The sequence below is a fragment of the Algoriphagus ornithinivorans genome, assembly GCF_900115305.1.
In the GTDB taxonomy this organism is placed as follows: domain Bacteria; phylum Bacteroidota; class Bacteroidia; order Cytophagales; family Cyclobacteriaceae; genus Algoriphagus; species Algoriphagus ornithinivorans.
Genome location: NZ_FOVW01000003.1, coordinates 182,904 through 204,731 on the forward strand (window position 1 = coordinate 182,904; position 21,828 = coordinate 204,731).

The 21,828-nt window shown below is 39.2% G+C and carries 21 protein-coding genes; all 21 read left to right on the plus strand.

Annotated features, from left to right (window positions below; genetic code table 11):
• Positions 1-5: 5 nt before the first annotated feature.
• The gene (locus BM073_RS05210; RefSeq protein ID WP_091651426.1) at positions 6-1,394 is read left to right on the plus strand and encodes a sulfatase family protein; all 1,389 of its coding nucleotides are present in this window, start codon (positions 6-8) and stop codon (positions 1,392-1,394) included.
• Positions 1,384-3,348, plus strand: a complete 1,965-nt coding sequence (locus tag BM073_RS05215; protein WP_091651429.1) for an adenylate/guanylate cyclase domain-containing protein — start codon at positions 1,384-1,386, stop codon at positions 3,346-3,348. Before BM073_RS05210 ends, BM073_RS05215 begins: the two co-directional genes overlap by 11 nt.
• Before the next feature lie 307 nt (positions 3,349-3,655).
• Positions 3,656-3,904 carry a hypothetical protein gene (locus tag BM073_RS05220; protein WP_091651431.1) on the plus strand — a complete coding sequence of 83 codons (249 nt, stop codon included), beginning with the start codon at positions 3,656-3,658 and terminating at the stop codon, positions 3,902-3,904.
• 207 nt (positions 3,905-4,111) lie between these two features.
• Entirely contained in the window at positions 4,112-5,737 is a 1,626-nt protein-coding gene (locus BM073_RS05225; protein ID WP_091651434.1) for an arylsulfatase, read from the plus strand.
• 9 nt (positions 5,738-5,746) lie between these two features.
• Positions 5,747-7,075, plus strand: a complete 1,329-nt coding sequence (locus BM073_RS05230; protein WP_091651437.1) for an APC family permease — start codon at positions 5,747-5,749, stop codon at positions 7,073-7,075.
• A gap of 87 nt (positions 7,076-7,162) precedes the next feature.
• The gene (locus BM073_RS05235) at positions 7,163-9,193 is read left to right on the plus strand and encodes a S9 family peptidase (RefSeq protein WP_091651440.1); all 2,031 of its coding nucleotides are present in this window, start codon (positions 7,163-7,165) and stop codon (positions 9,191-9,193) included.
• Positions 9,190-9,630, plus strand: a complete 441-nt coding sequence (locus tag BM073_RS05240; RefSeq protein ID WP_091651444.1) for a nuclear transport factor 2 family protein — start codon at positions 9,190-9,192, stop codon at positions 9,628-9,630. The genes BM073_RS05235 and BM073_RS05240 overlap by 4 nt, the downstream gene beginning before the upstream one ends.
• A complete protein-coding gene (locus BM073_RS05245; protein WP_139217443.1) occupies positions 9,561-10,430 on the plus strand; it encodes a hypothetical protein in 870 nt (289 codons plus the stop codon). Before BM073_RS05240 ends, BM073_RS05245 begins: the two co-directional genes overlap by 70 nt.
• A gap of 596 nt (positions 10,431-11,026) precedes the next feature.
• On the plus strand, positions 11,027-14,284 hold the full coding sequence (locus BM073_RS18305) for a sensor histidine kinase (protein WP_091651449.1): 3,258 nt from the start codon (positions 11,027-11,029) through the stop codon (positions 14,282-14,284).
• A complete protein-coding gene (locus tag BM073_RS05255) occupies positions 14,281-14,862 on the plus strand; it encodes a DUF6090 family protein (protein WP_091651451.1) in 582 nt (193 codons plus the stop codon). Before BM073_RS18305 ends, BM073_RS05255 begins: the two co-directional genes overlap by 4 nt.
• A 3-nt stretch (positions 14,863-14,865) precedes the next feature.
• The gene (locus BM073_RS05260; protein WP_091651453.1) at positions 14,866-15,069 is read left to right on the plus strand and encodes a hypothetical protein; all 204 of its coding nucleotides are present in this window, start codon (positions 14,866-14,868) and stop codon (positions 15,067-15,069) included.
• A 5-nt stretch (positions 15,070-15,074) separates the two neighbouring features.
• Complete coding sequence (locus tag BM073_RS05265; RefSeq protein WP_139217444.1) at positions 15,075-15,806, plus strand: DUF6090 family protein; 732 nt, start codon at positions 15,075-15,077, stop codon at positions 15,804-15,806.
• Positions 15,803-16,510, plus strand: coding sequence for a DUF6090 family protein (locus BM073_RS05270; RefSeq protein ID WP_091651458.1), 708 nt, complete (start codon positions 15,803-15,805; stop codon positions 16,508-16,510). Before BM073_RS05265 ends, BM073_RS05270 begins: the two co-directional genes overlap by 4 nt.
• A complete protein-coding gene (locus BM073_RS18030) occupies positions 16,503-16,676 on the plus strand; it encodes a hypothetical protein (protein WP_175557851.1) in 174 nt (57 codons plus the stop codon). The genes BM073_RS05270 and BM073_RS18030 overlap by 8 nt, the downstream gene beginning before the upstream one ends.
• A 40-nt stretch (positions 16,677-16,716) precedes the next feature.
• Complete coding sequence (locus BM073_RS05275; RefSeq protein WP_091651461.1) at positions 16,717-17,247, plus strand: VOC family protein; 531 nt, start codon at positions 16,717-16,719, stop codon at positions 17,245-17,247.
• A 3-nt stretch (positions 17,248-17,250) separates the two neighbouring features.
• Complete coding sequence (locus tag BM073_RS05280) at positions 17,251-17,994, plus strand: DUF6090 family protein (protein ID WP_091651464.1); 744 nt, start codon at positions 17,251-17,253, stop codon at positions 17,992-17,994.
• A 15-nt stretch (positions 17,995-18,009) separates the two neighbouring features.
• Positions 18,010-18,759, plus strand: a complete 750-nt coding sequence (locus tag BM073_RS05285) for a DUF6090 family protein (protein ID WP_091651469.1) — start codon at positions 18,010-18,012, stop codon at positions 18,757-18,759.
• A 17-nt stretch (positions 18,760-18,776) separates the two neighbouring features.
• Positions 18,777-19,532 carry a DUF6090 family protein gene (locus tag BM073_RS05290; RefSeq protein WP_139217445.1) on the plus strand — a complete coding sequence of 252 codons (756 nt, stop codon included), beginning with the start codon at positions 18,777-18,779 and terminating at the stop codon, positions 19,530-19,532.
• The gene (locus BM073_RS05295) at positions 19,529-20,296 is read left to right on the plus strand and encodes a hypothetical protein (RefSeq protein ID WP_091651475.1); all 768 of its coding nucleotides are present in this window, start codon (positions 19,529-19,531) and stop codon (positions 20,294-20,296) included. Before BM073_RS05290 ends, BM073_RS05295 begins: the two co-directional genes overlap by 4 nt.
• Positions 20,297-20,300: 4 nt before the next feature.
• A complete protein-coding gene (locus tag BM073_RS05300) occupies positions 20,301-21,041 on the plus strand; it encodes a DUF6090 family protein (RefSeq protein WP_091651478.1) in 741 nt (246 codons plus the stop codon).
• Positions 21,038-21,754, plus strand: coding sequence for a DUF6090 family protein (locus tag BM073_RS05305; protein WP_091651480.1), 717 nt, complete (start codon positions 21,038-21,040; stop codon positions 21,752-21,754). The genes BM073_RS05300 and BM073_RS05305 overlap by 4 nt, the downstream gene beginning before the upstream one ends.
• The last annotated feature ends 74 nt before the right edge of the window (positions 21,755-21,828 follow it).

Sequence of the window (21,828 nt, forward strand, 5' to 3'; positions counted from 1 at the left end):
AAGACATGAAAAAATCCAGTCTGATTTTCTGTTTTTCACTGCTATTTTTTGCCTGTAAGGAGACGCTCCCTACAGAACAAAAAAGCGAGCTTCCTAATATCGTCTTTATTTTCACGGACGACTTAGGCTACGGCGATCTAGGTTGCTTCGGAGCTACAGATATCAAGACTCCCCATATTGACCGAATGGCAAAAGAGGGGATCAAATTCACTTCGTTTCTCTCTGCCTCCCCTGTTTGCAGTCCTTCCCGAGCCGGCCTTTTAACAGGTAGAATGCCTCAGAGAATGGGCATCAACTCAGTTTTTTTCCCGGAAAGCTTCACCGGAATGGATCAGGAGGAGATCACTTTTGCAGAGATTTTAAAAGAGAAAGGCTACCGAACAGGCATTGTGGGAAAATGGCATTTAGGGCACATGGAAAAGTTCCTGCCCTTGAATCAAGGCTTTGACAGTTATTACGGCATCCCTTACAGCAATGATATGGAGTCGGTAGTCTATCTCAAAGATTTTGAAGTGGACTCGATTCAAGTTAATCAGCGGTTTACGACCAAGACCTACACCGAGAAACCCCTGCAATTCATCGAAGACGCTGGAGAAAATCCATTCTTACTCTATCTGGCTCACAACATGCCCCATGTGCCAATTTACGCTTCGCCGGAGTTTGAGGGAAGTTCCGAAAGGGGCTTGTATGGAGATGTGATTCAAGAAATAGACTGGAGTGTAGGGGAGATATTGAGGAAGCTGGAAGAAAAAGGACTGATGGAAAACACCTTGGTGATTTTCTCTTCCGATAATGGTCCATGGCTGGTTATGGAAGATCATGGAGGTTCGGCAGGACCACTTCGGGAAGGTAAGCAATATACGTTTGAAGGGGGAGTAAGAGTTCCCACCGTAGCCATGTGGAAAGGCAAAATTGCACCCGGCCAGGTATATGAAGACTTAGCCACTCAAATGGATTGGTTTCCTACTTTTTGTAAAATAGTTGGTGCCGAAATTCCGCAAGATAGAGCCATTGACGGAAGAGACCTTAGCGCGGTTTTATTTGAAAACGGAACCCGGGAGGGGAACGAATTTCTGTACTACATGGGAGCAGATCAAAGAGCTTATCATGAGGAAGGATGGAAAGTGAAGAGGCCTTTTGGGGGATATCAGGGAAGTCCGGGAATGAAAGCTGTAGCTCCCCATGACACCTTGTTATTTAATTTAAAATCTGATCCGGGAGAAACCCAAAATCTAGCAAAGGAAAACCCGGAAAAGCTGGCTCAAATGATGCGAGCTATGGATTGGGCAGTCCAGCAGTTGGGGCCATTACCGGAAAGTAAAATTGTCAGAAGTCCTTCCGATAATAGCCATTATGAGTATTTGAAACAAAAAAGACAAAAAGGTGAATATTAGATTTCACTTCATATGGATATTTTTAATCAGCTCCTCTATAGCAAGGGGGCAAGGGCAAATTGTTGCCCAAATCGACAGCCTTTGCGAGCTCTCCTATCAGCAATATGGGGACTATAATTATCTGGAGGCCATCAAATGTGCCGAAAAGGCATTAGAAATCAGCAAGGAACTGGACTATTCAACTGGCCAGATTAAAAGCGAATTTTACAGAATCATGGCCAAGCAGGAATATGAACCCTCAACTTATAATCCTAAGCCCATAGAGGATCTGATTCCCAAATTCCAGGAGGCTGGACTTGATAGAGAAAAAGCTCGAGCACACACTTTTGTAGCTGGTATTTATGCCTTTTTTGGAGATATAGAAAAATCCATAGAAAACCACCTCATTGCATTAGATATGTATGAGGCCAAGGATGACTCTCTCGGGCTGGCAAGTGTACATAATAATATGAGCTTGGTTTATTATGATCAGCATGATTATGAAGAAGCCTTTTTCCACGCCAGAAAATCAATGGCCTTGGAAAAATCTCAAGGAGACCCTCAAAGAATTCACTCCAGCCTAAATAATTTAGCCATCATTTTTGAGCATACCGGTCCACTGGATTCTGCTATTTATTACCACCAGATGGCTTTAGAAAAAGCCTATGAAAGCAATAGCCCCTATTCCATAGGATTATCTCTGAGCAATCTGGGGAATAACTATGCGATCAAAGGAGATCTTGACCTTGCAGAGAAAACCTTGTTACGTGCCTTGGAAATACGTGACTCTTTAGGGTATTCGAGAGGCTTAGCCTACACACATAATAGGCTGGCAAGTCTTTATGTAGAAAAAGATGAGCTACGAAAAGCACAGATCCATGCCGAAAAATCTCTGGAAAACGCACAATCTGCCTCTGAGGTCAAAGTCATTAGAATGGCCTATGAAAGATTAATGGAAATCGCAGAGGAAAAAGGTGATTACAGAGCAGAGTTGGATTATCTAAAGAAAGCCACAGAGCTGAAGGATAGTATACTAAATGAATCCAATACCAAGGGCATTACCCAAATGAAACTCAACTATGAATTTGCCAAACAGCAACTTTTAGACAGTATTCAAAATGAACAGGAAAGGAGGGAAAGTGCCTTGTTATTTGACGAGCAACTGAAGGTCGCAAGAAATCAACGCATCATTTTTATGGTAAGTGGTGTTCTCTTTTTGGTGTTAGCAATCGGCTGGTGGAGAAGATACAAGTTTGTGAAAAAATCAAGTTTAATCATTCAGCGTGAAAAGGAAAGATCAGATAAATTATTACTGAATATTCTACCGGCTAAAGTTGCTGAGGAGTTAAAAGAAAAGGGAAACTCAGAAGCTCGGGATTTTGAAGAAGTCACTGTCATTTTCACAGATTTTGCTGACTTTACCAAAAAAGCTCAGCACCTCACCGCTAAGGAATTGGTGTATGAATTAAATATTTGTTTCAAAGCTTTCGATTTGATCATGGAAGAGTTTGGATTGGAAAAAATCAAAACCATAGGAGACGCCTATTTGGCAGCCGGGGGATTGAATAATCAATCCAATGTACATGATGTAATCAAGGCTGCTATTAAAGTCAAAGATTTTATCAATCAAAGAAACTTTGATCCATCCATTCCCTCCAAAGCCAAATTTGATATGCGGATAGGTATAAACACGGGACCTGTGGTAGCAGGTATTGTGGGCATCAAAAAATTTCAGTATGACATCTGGGGAGATACAGTAAATACAGCCCAGCGAATGGAAGCTTGCTGCGGCCTCAATAAAATCAACATCTCCGAGCTCACTTATAATCTTATCAAAGACGACACAGAGCTATGTTTCGAGCATAGAGGAAAAGTACAAGTAAAAGGAAAGGGCTTATTGGACATGTGGTACGTTGAACCAAAGAAAAATCAACTTCAAAAATTTCACGATATTCAATTGCAAAGCATCAAATAAAGGGATCCACCTGAATATCAATGATTAAGCAATCTTTTATAGATGTTTTGCCTATCTACTCATTTACTCTTTAGCGAATTGCTTAGACACGCGAGACCTTCGTAAGCTGACTTTTAGCCATTTTTTTCTAACAGGCAGAAAACCAGACAAACAAAGACAAAAACACCCCAAACTAAAAGCCTTCCAAAAAGTTCTAACTTTTTCTTATTTCAAATCAGTCTAATTACAATTAATTGATTTACAGCTATTTAAATTGATTCTATGCAAACAGCCTATTAGATTAGAATTCAAACTAAACAAAACTATTATGGCTATCAGATTAGGAAATAATTGTCAGAACTGTGAAAATTTAAAAGCTGACAAAGTATGTAAAGTACATGGTGTAGAGGTTTCAGGCAACTATACATGCGATCAATTTGAAATGAAGGCAGCGCTGAAAGATGATAGAAATTGCACTACCTGTTTGAGATACGAAAGAGAGGATTGTGCTAATCCACAACACGCTGCTCCGGGTATGATGTGTGCCAGCTGGGCTCCCAACAGAGTGAGTGCCTAAGCCTTTAAATAACTTCCGTAAAAGCTTCCCCAATAGAGCAGAACATGCCAGTTTAACTCTGGTTATTGCTTCTTTAAATTGGGGAAGCTTTTTTTATTCATACCATTTTCCAATTAGGATCTGAAGACTTCTATATAACAGGAGATCAACCTAATTAGCAGATTTTTATAAGAAATGCTTATCTTCTGACAGAATCTAATATCCTGAATGAGAGCGACTCTGTATTTATTTTTGTTTTTTCTTATTTTTTCCTGTTCAAGAAAAGAAGAGGCTCCTCAAAAAAAGTCCCCAAATATCCTTTTGATTGTTGCCGATGATTTAGGTTATGCAGACTTAGGATCCTTTGGAGGAAATATAGAAACGCCAAATTTAGATCAACTTTCTGCTGAAGGAATTCGATTCAGTCGCTTTCATACAGCCCCTTTTTGTGCTGTCACAAGAGCCATGCTATTGACCGGAAATTACAGTCATGTGGCAGGAATGGGTTCACAGGATTTGGTCAGTGATGTCCCGGGATATGAAGGCAAACTCAGTGACCGAGTCATTCCTATTCCTGCTTTGCTCCAAGAAGCAGGATATCACACCTACATAGCTGGCAAATGGCATTTAGGCTTGACGGAAGAAGCTAATCCTGCTAACAAGGGTTTTGAAAATTCCTTTGTCACCTTAGAAGGCGGGGCCAATCATTATAGTTCGCGTGGGATATTTCCGGAAACTCCCGAATCCATTTACACTGAAAACGGCGTTGAAACAAATTGGCCAGAGGGAGCCTATTCCACTGATCTATACACGGATAAACTTCTGGAATATATTTCCTCCAATTTGGATGATCAACAGCCCTTTTTTGCTTTTGCAGCCTATACTTCTCCCCACTGGCCTCTTCAAGTAGATGAAAAATACTGGAAAAAATACCAAGGAAAATTCGATGCGGGATATGAACAATTAAGAGCAGATAGATTGGAGTCCCTCAAAGAAGCGGGAATGATTCCAAGCAATTCCCAACTTCCTCCACTCCACCCTGCTATCAAACCTTGGAACTCATTGAGTGCTCAGGAACAAAAAAAAGAGGCCCGAAAAATGGAGCTTTATGCAGGAATGGTGGATAATTTGGATGAAAATATTGGTCGACTTTTCTCTTTTTTAAAGGAAAAAGGAGCCTATGAAAACACGCTAATCATTTTCATGACTGATAATGGAGCTGCTGGAGAAGATTTTTTCTATTCGGAATATTTTGGACCATTTTTGAAAGGACTGTACACAGACGAATATTCCCAAATGGGAAAAGAAAACTCCTTTATTTCCTATGGCCCGCAATGGGCGGAGGCAGGAAGCTCTCCTTTTTATCTATATAAGGGCTTTACCAGTGAGGGCGGAATGGTTGCCCCTTTAATCATCTCAGGGAGCGCTGTTGATGTCAAAGGAAAAATCCATGACTCCTTCCTAAGCGTCATGGATATCGCCCCAACTATTTATGATTTGGCCGGCATCACATACCCGGATCAATTTCAGGAGAAAGCAGTGCAAAAACCCGTAGGGGAATCTATTCTTCCCATTTTGAAAAATGAAAAGTCAGAAGCTCATGATTCCACTTATGTTTTCGCTTTGGAGCATAGGGGCTATGCAATGCTCCGAAAAGGAAAGTGGAAGCTTTTGAATTTAAAAACTCCTTTCGAAAGGGAAAATTTTGGTCTATATGACCTTGAAAATGATCTTATCGAGCAAAATGACCTGAAAAACACTTTTCCAGAAAAATATCAAGAGCTTTTGAAAGACTGGGATACTTGGTCCAAAAAAGTCGGCGTACAAACTCCAACTCCCCAACCCAAAAAATAAGTCAACGCTATGTCAGAAATTAAATCAGGAGAACTGAAACGAGAACTGGGTTTGATGGGCGTCATCACCAATGTTTTAAGTATTTCCATAGGCAGTGGCATATTTCTTTTACCCGCTCTGGTCTATGTAATTTTGGGCCCTTCCAGTATCCTGGCCTACATTTTTTGTGGGCTGATATTTCTCTGCTTAGGACTATGTTTCGGCGAGCTGAGTAGCAGAATTCCCGACACCGGAGGGATGTACGTGTATATCCAAAGAGCATTTGGGCCTATGGCAGGATTTATTTCTAATATTCTCTATTGGCTGGGAGTAGGTGTCTTGGCTTGTGGCGCTTTGATGAATGCTTTGGCAGACATAGCAGGAACCTATTTTCCCGTTTTCCAGCTGACTTGGGTTAGAATCACTTTTTTCGGAGCCATTATCATTTTCAGCTGCTTTCTTAATATCAAAGGAATCAAAGACAGTATGCTTTTCATCAAAGTTTTGACTTGGACCAAAGTCGTTTCATTGATGTTGTTGGTGATTTTTGGTTTTACAAGAATTGATCCTGCCAATATCGCCTGGCAGGGATTCCCCGAATTTGGGAAAATCGGAGAGGCTTCCATTTTATTGATTTTTGCTTTCCTGGGCGGAGAGCTAGCCTTGGCTTCAGGAGGGGAAATGAAAAATCCCAGCCGAACAGGCCCTTTAGGTTTCATTATCGGAATAGTCTTGGTGATTCTTGCATTTTGTGCCATCCATCTTGCCGCACAAGGTGTATTGGGCACTTCCATGCTTAGCAATCAGGAGGCTCCTTTGGCTGAATTGGCAAAAGCTCTTTTCGGTGAAGTAGGCTTTTTAATAGTCTTAGCCCTTTCTTTTATTGCTGTTTGGAGTACGCTCAGCTCTATTTTGACATTGCTTCCTAGAGTTCTTTATGCAGGAGCCAAAGACGGCTTATTACCCGATGTCTTTTCCAAGATTCACCCAACTTATAGAAGCCCTTTTGTGGCGATAGTTTTTCTGGGTTTTCTGGAGTTTGGGTTTGCTGCTTCAGGGAGCTTTAGATATTTGCTGGTGCTAGTGACAGGAGCTTCCCTACTCATCTATTTTGGGGCAGTTTTGGCTTTTCTCAAACTTCGATGGAATAGCAAAAATCAAGACCCGAAAATTTTCAAGGTTCCTGGAGGAAATCTGATAGGCCTTATCACACTTATAGCTTTGGCTTGGGTGTTCTTTCAATTAACTAACAAAGAGCTACTGGCACTGGGGATATTTATCCTAGTTTTAATTTTACTCTATATTCCCGTTGCTATTTTTAAGAATAAAAAATTGAGAACAATCAAAAAGAACATATAAAATCAAGAAGGGACAAAGGCAACCAGCAGAGATATATTAAATCCATGCGAAGATTCCATTTGCCCTAAAAATTTAAATGATAAACACATGAAAAAAATACTCTTACTCTGGATTATTTGTCTGGGAATGATTGCCCAAGTAGAGGCTCAGGTAAAGACAGCCCTTCAGCCACTGGACGTTTTCGATATGGAATATGTCACTGAGCCCAGCATATCACCGGATGGAAGCAAAGTGGTATATGTCCGTAATTTTAAGGATATCATGACTGACAGAGACTATTCAAATCTCTGGATTGTCAATAGCGATGGAAGTCAGAACCGTCCCATCACTCAGGGAAATCAGCGGGACTACGCTCCTGTATGGTCTCATGATGGAACCAAGCTTGCATTTCTTTCAAATCAACAAGATGACAAGACCAAGCTTTTCGTCCATTACTTTGATACCCAAACCTCCGTTGCCCTGACCAATTCGGCTGTTCCTCCGGGCTCTGTCTCTTGGTCTTACGACAATCAGATTTTGGCCTTCACCCAGTTTGTACCTTCCACTCCAAAATCGCTACTCAACATCCCATCAAAACCTGCAGGAGCGGACTGGAATGCAGCCCCTATATACATTGACGAAATGGTCTACAGGAGAGATGGGGCTGGCTATGTAAAACCTGGAAACAGACAGATTTTCACAATTGGTTTAGCCGGTGGCACTGCCAGACAATGGACTTCGGATGACCACAATTATGGAAGCCCGGTGTGGTCAAAGGATGGAAAGTCTTTGTTCTTCTCCGCCAATCTGAGAGAGAATGCAGAGTTTGAACCAGCTAATTCAGAAATCTATCAACTGAACTTAACTGATGGAAGTATCAAAGCATTGACTAACCGATTTGGTCCTGACTCTGGCCCGGTGCTTTCTCCTGATGGGAAAAAGATTGCCTACACAGGGAACAATGACACTTTTCAGGGATATCAGGTCACTCACCTATACGTGATGAATAATGATGGCAGCGGTGTGAAAAATTTAACGGAAGACCTGGATAGGGACGCCTCCAATCCTCAATGGGATGCCAATGGACAAGGCATCTATTTTCAATATGATGAGTTTGGCGATACCAAAGTGGGTTATGTAGCCCTGACCGGCAAAGTCAGAACCATAGTTGATGGGCTGGGAGGATTGGATTTGGGAAGACCCTATAATTCCGGAACTTATTCAGTTTCTGCCAACAATAAAATTGCATTCACAGAAGGAGGTCCAGAACATCCGGCAGATTTAGCCATTTGGAGCAATGGAACCAAAACAAGGATTACTCGCCTGAATGACGACCTTTTCTCCTACCGAAAAATCGGACAAACTGAAGAGTTATGGTGGGAATCCAGTTTTGATGGTAAAAGGATCCAAGGCTGGATTGTAACGCCTCCGGATTTCGATCCTTCCAAAAAATACCCTTTCATCCTGGAAATTCACGGGGGGCCATTTGCCATGTACGGACCGTCTTTTGCCTATGAAATCCAAGCCTATGCAGCTGCGGGATATGTGGTACTCTACACCAATCCTAGAGGAAGCACGGGCTATGGTCAGGAATTTGGCAATTCCATACACCACGATTACCCAAATCATGATTACGAGGACTTAATGTCCGGGGTAGACGCAGTGATAGAAAAAGGCTATATCGATACAGATAATTTATTCGTGACTGGAGGCTCAGGCGGAGGAGTATTGACTGCCTGGATTATTGGAAAGACCGATCGGTTTAAAGCTGCTGTTGTCGCGAAGCCTGTAATCAATTGGTACAGCTTTGTATTGCATGCAGATAATCCGGTATTCTTTACCAAATACTGGTTTGGAGCAAAACCATGGGAAGATGTAGAATACTATCACCGACGATCACCAATCTCTTTGGTGGGAAATGTAAAAACTCCAACCATGTTGTTAACGGGAGAGAACGACTATAGAACTCCTATCTCTGAGTCTGAGCAATATTATGCGGCACTTAAGCTCCAGGGTGTAGAGTCAGCCATGGTTAGAATTCCCAATGCCTCTCATGGCTTAGTCAATAGACCAAGTATGCTATTGGGTAAGAATGCAGCGATTTTGAGTTGGTTTAATCATTACAGAGACAAGAAATGAAACTTGTTTTCGGGATCATATTAATACTATTGTCTCTATGCTCTATTGCGCAAGAATCTGAAGAATCGCAGATTCTTGCGCTCAGAGCAAAATCCAATGCAGCCCTGCGTGCTTTTGATGAGGAGCTCAATGCTACTTTTTTGACGGACGGTATTTTGATTACCACTGGGGCGGGAACTTTGATTTCAGGAAAAAATGAGCTTTTGGAATATATCAGGAAAGCAAGTGGCCCAAGGATGTATTGGATAAGAACTCCCGATGAAATCATCGTCAACCCTGAAACTCAACTCGCTTGGGAAAGCGGAACATGGAAAGGGATTGTGGAAGGCTCAGAAGAACCGGTTGTAGGAGGAAATTATGCCGCCCAATGGACCAAAAAGTCTGGGCAATGGTTGATTCAGTCAGAGTTGTTTGTGGCTTTACCCATTTACAAATGATCTCCTTTTTCCGAAAAATCCGCCAAAAACTTCTTTCACAAAATCGCCTCACACAGTATCTGGCCTATGCGATTGGAGAAATTTTACTGGTAACAATTGGGATTCTGATCGCCCTTCAAGTCAACATCTGGAACCAAAACCGAATCAATTCGAACGAAGAATATCAATATTATAGGCGACTCCTAGAAGATGCTTTGGAGGAAAAAACAATCATGGAGGCCACAATAAATTACTCGAATCAAGTAATTAGTCACGGAAAAAGTGCCATGGCAATTTTTGAAAATCCATCTGATGCTGAACAAGACCCTTTACAAAATTTACTGGACTTTTATCAGGCAAGCCAACTACAAGACCCTTATTCGGCAGAGTCTACATACACCGAATTGATTTCATCCGGGCAAATTAACCTCATTCAAAATGAAAAATTAAAAACCGCCTTAATCCGATACTACGAAATCGATTGGACATCCTCTGGCGTGTTCAACCTTGAAAATAAATACAGAGAAAATTTAAGGAGTAAAATGCCTGATGTGATCCAAACAGAAATCCGTGCCAAATGCAATGATATTTACATCAAATCCAGAAATGGATATCAGACAGCTTTGCCTAAAAACTGCGAATTTTCCATTGATTATAATTTGGCCAAATCTGTGGTTGAAACCTTAAGCCAAGACGAAAGCTTAAAAAAAGATTTAAGATACCTCATTGGAAATGAGACCGGCAAGGTGAATGATCTCAATATTATAAAAATACAATTGAACGATCTCATCGAACTACTTCAAAGCCTTGTTTTAGAATAATATTTTTTGAAACCACTTTACAGGTCAAAATCTGCAAAAACTTTGGTTATTGTAGATTTTAATCTCCTTGAGTAATGCCAAAATATTTATCCGAGGCTAATGCTAATCGGAAAAGAATCTAATTCATTCGGAAACTTTTTATCCACATTCATCCCGATATAATTACTCCCCTTACCCTGAAAAATTATCTTAATCAAAGAGTGGAATTTCGAGAACATGCAATAACAGAAAACAGATAAAGGATAGTGTAAACCTAAATTCACTTAAATATTTAATTAAAATAGAACTTATTTAACTTCCTATAGAAATTTCAAATACAAATTATTGCATTTAACAGCAGTTTTTGTATTTTAGTCAGAGACTTTAAGTAGGCTTCAACTACCACAGCCTTAAAGAATTTTTGGCAAACCCAACATCTAAATTCAATAAACCAACTCCTGTTTTTTAGTTCTCTGAAGAAGTTCAAATGCGAATTTCCATATACTTATTAGTTCATCTTTTCCCTTGGTTGGATAAAATGGTGGAATTGGAAATATAGAACCCTATTCACCTCTATTTCCTTGATCTAGTCCAGTCCGTAAAAACCTATCAATCTTATGAAAATCAATTTTTGCATTTTAAGTACTCTCACTAGATTATTTTCAGGATTGATAATGGTGATCCTGTTCAACCATCCATCTATAGGACAAATAAATGCCTCCAAGGGGGTCCCGAGTTATACAAATTATGTGGTCGGTGGTAGAAGTCTTGCAGGGCAACAAGTGTGGAATGTTAATCAAAATAAAGATGGGTTACTTTTTGTAGGAACAAGCTCTGGACTTCAGGCTTTTGATGGAAAATCATGGGAGCTTTTAGCCTCTCCGAGCACAGAATTCAATACCAATATTCGATCCACGCTCTCGGCATCGGATGGAACTTTTTATTATGGTGCCTTAGGGGATTTTGGAACTGTTGTTTCGGATTCCACTGGCAAAATCAAAGAACGGTCACTTTTAAAAGGCTACCCCGCTGATTTTATTTTTAACGATATCTGGTCTATCCGAGAGAGCAAGGGAAAAATCTATTTCCAGGCTAGAGAGGCAATTTTCGTTTATACTCCTCCAAATGGAAATGAATCTGGAAGCCTTAAAATATGGAAACCCGATACGGAATTTATGTATGGGTTTAGTCTAGATGGAGCTTACTACGCCCATCAAATTAACTTAGGCCTCTTTAAGGAGGAAAATGGTACATTGGAACTTATAAAAGGTAGTGAATTCCTAGGAAATGACAGAGTTCAGGTATTGCTTCCCTATGACTCAGGTGAGTTTTTGGTGGGTGCTTTTGCCGGAGGACTTTATCGATATGATGGACAGGATTTTTTACCCTTTCCAACATCCATTGATTCTTTGCTTCAACAGCGAAGTTTATACAAGGCATTAGCCCTTCCCGATAGCACTTATGCACTGAGTGTTTTGGGACAAGGTTTTTTCATAATCGACAGGGAAGGGGCTATCAAATCTCATTTCAACATTAAAAATTCAATCCCGGATCAAAGTGTTTATTCCTTCCATTTAGATAATACTGCTAATTTATGGGTAGGTACCAATAATGGCCTTTCCAAAATCGAAATATTTTCACCTCTCACCCGCTTTCAATCGGAAAACTACGAAATAGGAAATGCACTTTCTCTTTCTGCATATGACGACAACCTTTATATCGGCACTTCCACCACGGTGCTCTATATCGATAAAAAGGATGGAATCGTCAAAAAAATAGAGGGAATGACCAATACTCAGGTTTTTGATTTGCAAAATGACAAAAATGGAATGTTGAGCACAGGTGTGGGTCTTTATGAAATCAGAGGTTCAAAAGCTACGGTAATCCCAGAAACCGAATCTTTTCAAAGTTTACGTGTGGTAGTATCTGAGATGCATAGCGGCTATGTATTCTTGAGCGGAAACTTTGGAATACACGTATTTAAAAGAGAGCTTGGGAGCAACGGGGATTTTACTTATCAGGATATAGGACCTATTTCAGGCGTTTCCAGAGCTGTTTATTCCATGGCTGAAAACGAAAAAGGAGAGCTTTGGGGTGGAACTCAAGCAGGTATTTTATACCGAATGATTTTTACCGAAACTGCCTCTGGAAACCTGGACATTCCAAATACTCGAGTAGTCGAATATAGTGAAAATGATGGGGTTAGAGGCCTGTCAGGCTTAGCTGTGGGACCAATTTCAGGAAAAGTCTACACTTCAGGAATAGATGGTTTTTACTTTTTTAATACCGAAGCCAATGAGTTTGAAAGAGATCAGATTTTTAGTTTTTCTGATGAGGTTGCTGATATCAATTTAGATACTTACGGGCTAAACGTGGGAGAGACTGGCAATGTGTTTTTAGATTTCAAAGGCGAAAAAAGGTACGCATACCTCCAGCCTGATGGAAGCTATAAACTAGAAACATACCCGGTAAACTTGATCACAGCCTCTGGAGTGGCATCTGGCTATACTGAGCCCGATGGAGTCATATGGATCGGGACCGATGAGGGCCTAATGCGCCTGGACCCAAACAAAAACTATAAAATCGATTACCCAGTACCTTTATTCTTTAACTCCATATCAGGAGCTACCGGTCCAATGTTTTTGCCTGAGTTTTTGGATGGAAACTTACCGGAAATTCCTTTTAAAGGGAATCGTATTGCTTTTTCCTATTCTTCCCCATTTTACGTAAGAGAAGATAAAATCCAATTTCAATCTTTTTTAGAGGGTTTTGATCAAGATTGGGAAAATTGGGGAGACCAAACTTCACGTGAATTCACTAATCTTCCTTACGGAACCTATACATTTCGGGTCCGGGCTAAAAATGCTTTCAGCGTATTTTCTGATGAGATTTCATACACCTTTAAAATTCTGCCTCCATGGTATGCTACCTGGTGGGCCTTTTTGCTCTACCTGATCAGTTTCGGGTTTTTGGTTTATGGAATAGTTAAGTTTCAAACAAATCGGATTCTGGCTCGGGAAAAGGAAAAAAATCGCGAAAAGGAATTGGCTCATGCCCGAGAAATTGAGAAAGCCTACGAGGACCTTAAAGCTACGCAAGCTCAACTGGTTCAATCAGAAAAAATGGCTTCTTTGGGTGAATTGACAGCTGGAATTGCTCATGAAATTCAGAACCCATTGAATTTTGTCAATAATTTTTCGGATCTAAATCAAGAGTTGATTGAAGATCTTTTTGATGAAATCAAAAATGGAAACCTTGATGAGGTGAAAGAAATAGCCGCTTCGATCAAGGAAAATGAAGCGAAAATCAAGCAACATGGAAAACGTGCTGATTTTATCGTCAAGGGCATGCTTCAGCATAGTAGGTCCAGCACCGGAGAAAGGGAACTGACCAACATCAATGGTTTGGCAGATGAATTTTTACGACTTAGCTATCATGGACTTCGAGCTAAGGACAAATCCTTTCAAGCCAACTTCAAAACAGATTTTGACTCCAGTATTCCAAAGCTGAAAGTTGCAGCTCAAGATATTGGTCGGGTTTATTTAAACCTTATCAACAATGCATTCTATGCAGTCAATGAAAAAGCAAAACTGAACAGTAACGGCTATCAACCTGAAGTCATCGTCTCCTCCAAAAAGAACGAATATGGAGTGGAAATTTCAGTCAAAGACAATGGGGATGGAATACCGGATTCCATTAAAGAAAAAATATTTCAGCCTTTCTTTACTACCAAGCCAACAGGCTCGGGAACTGGTTTAGGACTTTCTCTTTCTTACGACATTATTAAAGCGCATGGAGGGGAGTTGAGAGTCATAAGCGAAGAAGGAAAAGGAACAGAAATGAAAATTACACTTCCTATCCACAAGGATTCATGATCTCATTTTTTCGTAAAATCCGCCAAAAGCTCCTTCAGGAAAACCGAATAACTCGCTACCTGATTTATGCGCTTGGAGAAATTATTTTGGTGACCATTGGGATTTTAATAGCCCTGCAAATTAATACCTGGAATACTAATCGATTGGAGCGAATCCAAGAGCAAACTGTTCTGAAACAACTCAAAGAAGAATTTGAGTCAAATCTTGAGCAGATTGATCTTAAGATTGCCTTGAGAGATAATATAATATCAAGTGCGACGGAAGTTTTACAATACATCGATTCCAAAACAGAGGTAAGCAAGGATACTCTTTTTCAAAAAATGAGTCCTATAGTCATGGCTCCAACTTTTGATCCCATTCAAAATGATATTCTCCAGTCCGAAAAAATCCAATTGATAAGAAATGAGCAGTTACGCAGGGTGCTGGCTAATTGGCCAACCTATGTCACTGAGCTGAAAGAACAGGAAGAGGAGTGGGTTAAACTATACAATAATTTCACCTCTCCTTATTTAATAGAAATTGGGCTTTCGAGGGACTTAAACCTTTATTTTTATGATAATCCAAAAAATCTAAACTAACTCATGGATATAAATAATAGAAAGGAAATATCTCTAAGTCCCTCCAAAAATGCACCTACAGTAAAAGAAATTCTTAATGATATAAAAGTTGAAGGTATTTTATCCAATGCAGTTTTAATAAATATTGGAGTCAATTGGGAATCAGAAACCCTGAGAGATAAGATTCTCACTATTTTAGAGTTAATTGAAAATCAAATCGTTGATTGATAAAAATGATCTCATTTTTCCGAAAAATCCGCCAGAAACTCTTAACCCAAAATAGGGTCACGAGATACCTAATCTATGCTTTGGGTGAGATATTCTTGGTGGTCATCGGGATTTTGATTGCCCTACAGGTAAATAACTGGAATGAGGAGCGAAAGGAGCATAAAAAAGAGCGAGAGCAATTGTTTTTCGCTTTGGAAAACCTGAAAACAGATTCGATAAGCATCGATAGTATCAAGTCTCGAACGGATAAAATCCTAGCTGTTCACCACAACCTTATATTACTTTCAGAAAATAAAATAACTGAAGATGCGGTCGGGAACTTGGACCTGATCCGGGCTTCAGAACCCAATATTTTAATAATCAAAAAGAATAATTCCAATCTACCCAATGAGGTAAAAGATCAAGAATTGCGGAAGATTCTTTTAGATCATTATTTACTCATTGATTGGCTGGAATTCACTATTTTAAATCATAATGAAATCATAGAAGTCATGGTAAGACCATTTCTGGCGGAAAAAAAGCTGCTGAATTTTGGTCAGCAAATTGAAACCGATAGACAGAAATTTGATTTGATCAATGACGAACGATTTTTTGAAGAATTTAAAAATGAAGAAATCAGGCAGGTTTTATTCGAATCAGGAGTCAAACTGAGAATAATGCGATCAAACATTGAACGATTCGCTCAAAAGAATGAAGATTTAAAACAAGCTATCATGTCATATCTCAATAAAAATTGATTCCCTATTTCCGCAAAATCCGCCAAAAACTGCTCAAAGAGAATCGAGTAACTCGGTACTTGGCTTATGCTATTGGGGAAATTGTCCTGGTTGTGATCGGGATATTAATTGCCTTGGCCATCAATAATTGGAATGAGGCAAATAAAAATAAGAAGCGGGAAAAAGCATTTTTAACCAACCTGTTGGAGGATTTGAAAGCGGATTCTCTTAGCCTCCAGGAAATTTCTGCCACCCTTCAGAATGCTGTTCGCTACAAACTTGTTTTTTCAAATCACATCGAAGGCAAGCCAGCCAACCGCGACTCTATAAATGCCAATTTCCTAAATCAATATAATATTCTGGTAGATTTTATTCCTAATTCCAACACCTTGGACGAACTGACCTACGGGAATGGACTGAGCCTAATTTCCAATGCAGAGCTTAGACGAAAAATCGTATCTATCTATAACACTTACGATGACTTGACCCGGAAATTGAAAATCGGTCAGGAAAAGGGTCAATTGGTGGTAAATTATGTAAGCCTCAAAGTGAAAAATATAAATGAACCCACTGAGGAAGAAATCAATCAACTTTTGAAAGACCCATTCTATGTGAACCAAACTTTAATGAACTACTTAGTGACCCAAATGGATGCAGTCATCGCAGCTCAGGAATTTTGTAATGAAACCTTACTTCTAATTAGAAATGAGCTAGACCATGATTAGTCTTTTCCGCAAAATCCGGCAAAAACTGCTCCAACAAAACCGAGTGACTCGTTACTTGGCTTACGCGGTCGGAGAAATATTAGTAATGGTCAAAGGAATATTGGTAGCTCTTCAGATAAAAGCTGGAATGAAATCCCGCAACTTGAAAAGCAGGGAGAACATTTAAAAATAATTGAATCCTAAAATTTTTACTAAAACATAGAAAAATGAAAACAGTACTTTGTCAATCAATTCAAGAGAGGGTTCTCCCATTTTTAGTATTTCTGGCAATTTTGAGTTGTGAGTCCAATACAGCAACAAGTCCTAGGTCACCACAATTTAACCATGTGTATTTGCATGTATCAGATATGGATAAATCATTGGATTTTTATACCTCAGCTTTCGATTTGGAAGTGACCAAGCACATCAAAAAATTAAAGCGAACCTTGGAAGATGGCCAGACGATAGAACAAGAGATCAATTTGGCTTTACTAAAATTTCCAGGACATTATTTCGCTTTGGAAATTGGAGAAACACTTGATTCTCTTCCCAATAATACTAGGGCCAGCTATGCACATGTGGGGATAGAGGTGGAGGATATTGAGTTAGCCAGTGAGCGAATTATTAAAGCGGGAGGATTATCCTCTAGGCCGATTACGCAGGTGGAAACGGAAAGCATACAAGCTAAAACCGCTTTCTTCACAGGTCCAGATGGAGAAACCATAGAACTCATGCAAATCATTTCAGGTAATTTTTAATTTATGAAACGCATCCTCTCTATCCTCAATGACAAATGGCCAGAATATATCCTAGAAATTCTGGTAATTACCATAGGTATTTTAGGAGCTTTTGCACTGAATAACTGGAATGAAAATTCAAAAAACAGAAGCCTTGTAGAGGACTATTATTGCAGGTTTTTGGCGGATATAAAACAAGATGAGATCCAGCTGAATATCCTTCAAGAGGAAAGCGGACTACGATTGATCAAAAGCAATGAACTACTTAGAGAATTACTTTTAGATACTCCTGAAAAGGAGAAATCTATCGAATTAATGCTTCAAGCTACATCGAAGATAAGTTACCAGTTTACCCCGATTTCAGCTGGATATAATGACCTAAAATCAAGTGGAAATCTAAATACATTTACCGATCAAACTATCGTGGACCAGGTAGGAACATATCTCCAAGAGGCTGAAGGTCTAGCAAATAATATCTCCACAAATGGCCGAATTGGGCTTGACGAAATGTTCGAAATAGATGACTTTCATGCTATAGGTTTTATAGATAATACCTTTTTGAAAGAAGGGCTCGATACGACCATAATCAGGAAAGAATTACTCGATCGAAATCCCCTTACTCCTCTGCAACTGAAAGAACTTAGACATGTAGCCTCCTTGCTTATTGCCGTTAATTATAGAAACAACCTTCACTATAGTTCTATTTTGGCTAAAATCAAGGACCTTACTCCACTACTCGAAAACAAATGTTATTTGTCCCAAAATTGATTATTCATTGAATACATGATCTCATTTTTCCACAAAATCCGCCAAAAACTGCTCCATCAAAATCGAGTGACTCGCTATCTGGCATACGCGGTCGGAGAAATATTATTAGTGGTCATAGGAATATTGATTGCGCTACAGGTCAATAACTGGAATGAAAATAGAAAAGCTCAAAATCAAATTAAAGAGCTATTGATTGCACTCCGGTCAGATTTGATAAATGATACCTTAATGATTCATGCCTACTATCCCGAAATTGTACACCAGTACGAGATCAATGAGTCTTTTAGAAGTAGAGTAGCTCATGAAAATGCAAGCATTGATACTTTGCTTCAAATAGCACGATTCGAATATAATCCCAACTGGACAGAAGCACTTACATATAATATAAATGCCTACAATAGTTTGTCCGAGTTCGGATTGTTGGTATATCTACCGGATTCTTTGAATAATAAAATCAGGGATTTCTATAATCAAAAGGACTTTCAAAAAACACAAATCAACAGGACTACTGAAGATTATCGAACCAAAGTATCAGACTATGTAGACCGCTATACTTTTGGATCTACTGAAAACCACGATCAGGGATGGCTGATTGATTCTCTGGTATGGGAAAAAGTGGATTATTCCCACTTGGCAGCTTCCTTTCAGGGTCTTAGTAATTTCAAGAGATTTCTTTTCTCACAGATCAAAGATGAGATGGACTATTCATTGATTGAGGCAAGATCTTTAATTGAACAAATAGACCAAGAGTTACTTAAACGTTGATTAAAATCCATCCAGTTATGAAACGAATCCTTTCCTCACTCAAACAAAAATGGCCGGAATACCTGATCGAGATTTTGGTGCTGATCATCGGTATCTTGGGCGCATTTGCCCTGAATAACTGGAATGAAGGCCGAAAAGATAAATTGGAAGAGCGGGCTATTCTGGAAAATCTTCAAAATGATTTAGAAAATACCATCGCAGAACTTGAATTCTTAAACAATCTCAGGGAAAACGCCATAATTGCCAGCCTTCGAATTCTTGAGCTTTCCTCGGATATACCCAACAGTTCTAAATATGAATTGGACACGCTATTTGGGAAAACCATGGTACGCCCTACCTACAATGGAAAAATGGGGACTTTAGAATTGCTGTTTTCAACAGGGAAAATAAGCCTAATTCAGAATGAAGAAATAAAAGAAAAGTTGATCAGTTGGCCGGGTATGATCGATGATTTCATTGAAGAAGAAGTCTATGCCAATGAAATTTTCATGGGAACTTTCATAGAAGAACTCGCTAAGTATGCAGCTATACCTGAATTGTTTAACACGCTCGACGGGAATTCATTTATAACTTCAAATTCTACCAACCAGAATTACCAAACGACAAAACTTTCAATAAAAAGTGATTACGATCAACTCCTTACAAACCAAGAGTTTTTAAATCATTTGGCGCTCAGAAACACCAATTTTATAGTATCCTATACAGAAGCTATTTCGCTTATCGATCATGCCAATCAATTAAAGGAACTAATCCAAAAAGAACTCAAACAATGAAACGAATCCTTTCCGCCCTCAAAGAAAAATGGCCAGAGTATATACTGGAGATTCTGGTGATTACCATCGGTATTTTGGGTGCTTACGCCTTGAATAGTTGGAATGACCAAAACAAGGCAAAAGCTCTGGAGAAAGAATATGTCATCAGATTAATTGAAGACTTGGCCAAGGACACCTCCAATTTTAATATTGAATTAAAAAACACCAAGATTCGATTTGAAGAGTCTCAACTACTTTATGGTATAATCACCGCAGAAAAACCTATCATCCCAGATACCGCCAATTTTTTACTTTCCATCCAAACCATTGGACGCACCAATCGCCCTATTATTCATCGGGATACTTTTGAGGACTTGATCAGTACAGGAAATGCCAACATCATTACGAATAAAAGGATCTTTAACTCTACAAGCAGCTACTACGGCAACATTGCTGAAGAATGGTTTGACGAATACATTGACAGAATGTGGAAAGGATACCTTCCCAAAGGAATAGATGCTTTGCCCCTATCACCACTTTTACAGGTTCTTTTCGAGGAAATTAGTGTCAGCTTCGGGAACAAGGAAATTATACCCGTACAACTGAAGGTATCCGATTCAGAATTCAAGATGATCCTTGATAAAATAAGAAATTCAAATGAATTCGAGTTCGAAACCAAGAACATCACTAGATCCCATCTTTTGCATATCAGTTTTCTTCAGCGGGCTAAAATTGATGCGGAACAACTGATGAAAGAACTGTCTGATTACTTAAAAACCCTTTAAGCACATGATTTCATTTTTTAGAAAAATCCGACAGAAACTTTTAAATCAACACCGGATCACTCAATATCTGGCGTATGCAACGGGAGAAATTCTCTTGGTAATGATCGGTATTCTATTGGCTCTGCAGGTGAATAATTGGAATGAAGCTAGAAAAGCAAAACTTAAAGAAGAGGCTATTCTCAAAAATCTTGTTCAGGATTTAAGAGCGGATTCGCTTTCATTCAATGAAAATCTGGAAAGTTTGAAACAAATTAATGCCCTTCATCAGGCGCTTTATGAAATCGGTATTAAAGGGTTGGGCCTTGAAGTCGAGAACCCTAATTTGATTCGATACATGATCTACTATAATCCAATTGCAATCAAGAACGACCCACTTATTTCTGAAAAAATCTCAAGAGAGGAAATCCGAAATGAAATCAAGACTTACTTTAGAAATTTAATCGATCTGGATGATGGATTTTCTCAATTTCAGGAATTAATGGAAAAGAGAATTCGGGTCTTTTTGGCCGATCAAAATGTCCAACTATTATCCAATTGGTTTGAGAATAAGGGCATAAATAAAAAAGGGATATCGTCTGAATTTATTGATAAAGAAGGCCTTAGACTTCTTACACGTTCACCTAAATTTCAACAACTACTACTGGAAGCATCCATAAAATGTAAAAACGTGGAATTCAATCTTGAAATTGTTCTGGCCCAAAACCAGAAACTAATTGAACTGATCCAAAAAGAACTCAAACAATGAAACGAATCCTTTCCGCCCTCAAAGAAAAATGGCCAGAGTATATACTGGAGATAATTGTACTGGTCATTGGTATTTTTATTGCCTTTGAATTGAATAATTATGGCGAAAATCAAAAAAGAAAAAAGGAGGAAATTGAAATCCTGAAAGGCTGCAGAGCAGAACTTAAAACAGACCTAAAAGACATCAATCTCAACATCAATGATTTTAAAAGATCACTTTTCGCACTAGAGACCTTTATTGATTTATTGGAAAATGATGGACAATATCATGATTCTCTTGCAGCATTATTTAACTATACATTATTACCCATTCATTTTGTGCATTCTACCAGTGCCTTTGAAACCCTCAAGTCTAAAGGTTTGGATATCATATCCAATCCGGACATCCGGACCAAACTTGTCAAAGTTTATGATTCACAGTATGATTTTTTTCTCCAAGCCGAATCAGAGGAATTGGATGAAGTCCATTATGGATTGAGGCATATACTTCCCGGAAGGTTTGAATCTGGGTTCAACTTCCCAAAATCCAATTTTGAGGGAGAGCTAATTCCGCTGGATTTTGAGGCATTAAAAAGTGACATTGAATTCCTTTATTTTCTCAAAACTCACAGAAATAGAACTCAATCATATCTAGATTACTTTTATGCTAATTTGAAAGAAGACGTAGAGACCATGATCAGCGACCTGGACACAGAGCTTAAACGTCTTGAATAATGAACATCTAGAAAGGCCGGGGTTGATCTTGAACCCGCGATACCTGTCAGTTAGGCAAAACATTTTTCGCAGCT

What these genes read in the sequence shown, in the direction of transcription:
- BM073_RS05210 (WP_091651426.1), top strand. Translation starts at nt 6, where the DNA reads ATGAAAAAATCCAGTCTGATTTTCTGTTTTTCACTGCTATTTTTTGCC.
- BM073_RS05220 (WP_091651431.1), top strand. Translation starts at nt 3,656, where the DNA reads ATGGCTATCAGATTAGGAAATAATTGTCAGAACTGTGAAAATTTAAAA.
- BM073_RS05225 (WP_091651434.1), top strand. Translation starts at nt 4,112, where the DNA reads ATGAGAGCGACTCTGTATTTATTTTTGTTTTTTCTTATTTTTTCCTGT.
- BM073_RS05230 (WP_091651437.1), top strand. Translation starts at nt 5,747, where the DNA reads ATGTCAGAAATTAAATCAGGAGAACTGAAACGAGAACTGGGTTTGATG.
- BM073_RS05235 (WP_091651440.1), top strand. Translation starts at nt 7,163, where the DNA reads ATGAAAAAAATACTCTTACTCTGGATTATTTGTCTGGGAATGATTGCC.
- BM073_RS05240 (WP_091651444.1), top strand. Translation starts at nt 9,190, where the DNA reads ATGAAACTTGTTTTCGGGATCATATTAATACTATTGTCTCTATGCTCT.
- BM073_RS05245 (WP_139217443.1), top strand. Translation starts at nt 9,561, where the DNA reads ATGGACCAAAAAGTCTGGGCAATGGTTGATTCAGTCAGAGTTGTTTGT.
- BM073_RS18305 (WP_091651449.1), top strand. Translation starts at nt 11,027, where the DNA reads ATGAAAATCAATTTTTGCATTTTAAGTACTCTCACTAGATTATTTTCA.
- BM073_RS05255 (WP_091651451.1), top strand. Translation starts at nt 14,281, where the DNA reads ATGATCTCATTTTTTCGTAAAATCCGCCAAAAGCTCCTTCAGGAAAAC.
- BM073_RS05260 (WP_091651453.1), top strand. Translation starts at nt 14,866, where the DNA reads ATGGATATAAATAATAGAAAGGAAATATCTCTAAGTCCCTCCAAAAAT.
- BM073_RS05265 (WP_139217444.1), top strand. Translation starts at nt 15,075, where the DNA reads ATGATCTCATTTTTCCGAAAAATCCGCCAGAAACTCTTAACCCAAAAT.
- BM073_RS18030 (WP_175557851.1), top strand. Translation starts at nt 16,503, where the DNA reads ATGATTAGTCTTTTCCGCAAAATCCGGCAAAAACTGCTCCAACAAAAC.
- BM073_RS05275 (WP_091651461.1), top strand. Translation starts at nt 16,717, where the DNA reads ATGAAAACAGTACTTTGTCAATCAATTCAAGAGAGGGTTCTCCCATTT.
- BM073_RS05280 (WP_091651464.1), top strand. Translation starts at nt 17,251, where the DNA reads ATGAAACGCATCCTCTCTATCCTCAATGACAAATGGCCAGAATATATC.
- BM073_RS05285 (WP_091651469.1), top strand. Translation starts at nt 18,010, where the DNA reads ATGATCTCATTTTTCCACAAAATCCGCCAAAAACTGCTCCATCAAAAT.
- BM073_RS05290 (WP_139217445.1), top strand. Translation starts at nt 18,777, where the DNA reads ATGAAACGAATCCTTTCCTCACTCAAACAAAAATGGCCGGAATACCTG.
- BM073_RS05295 (WP_091651475.1), top strand. Translation starts at nt 19,529, where the DNA reads ATGAAACGAATCCTTTCCGCCCTCAAAGAAAAATGGCCAGAGTATATA.
- BM073_RS05300 (WP_091651478.1), top strand. Translation starts at nt 20,301, where the DNA reads ATGATTTCATTTTTTAGAAAAATCCGACAGAAACTTTTAAATCAACAC.
- BM073_RS05305 (WP_091651480.1), top strand. Translation starts at nt 21,038, where the DNA reads ATGAAACGAATCCTTTCCGCCCTCAAAGAAAAATGGCCAGAGTATATA.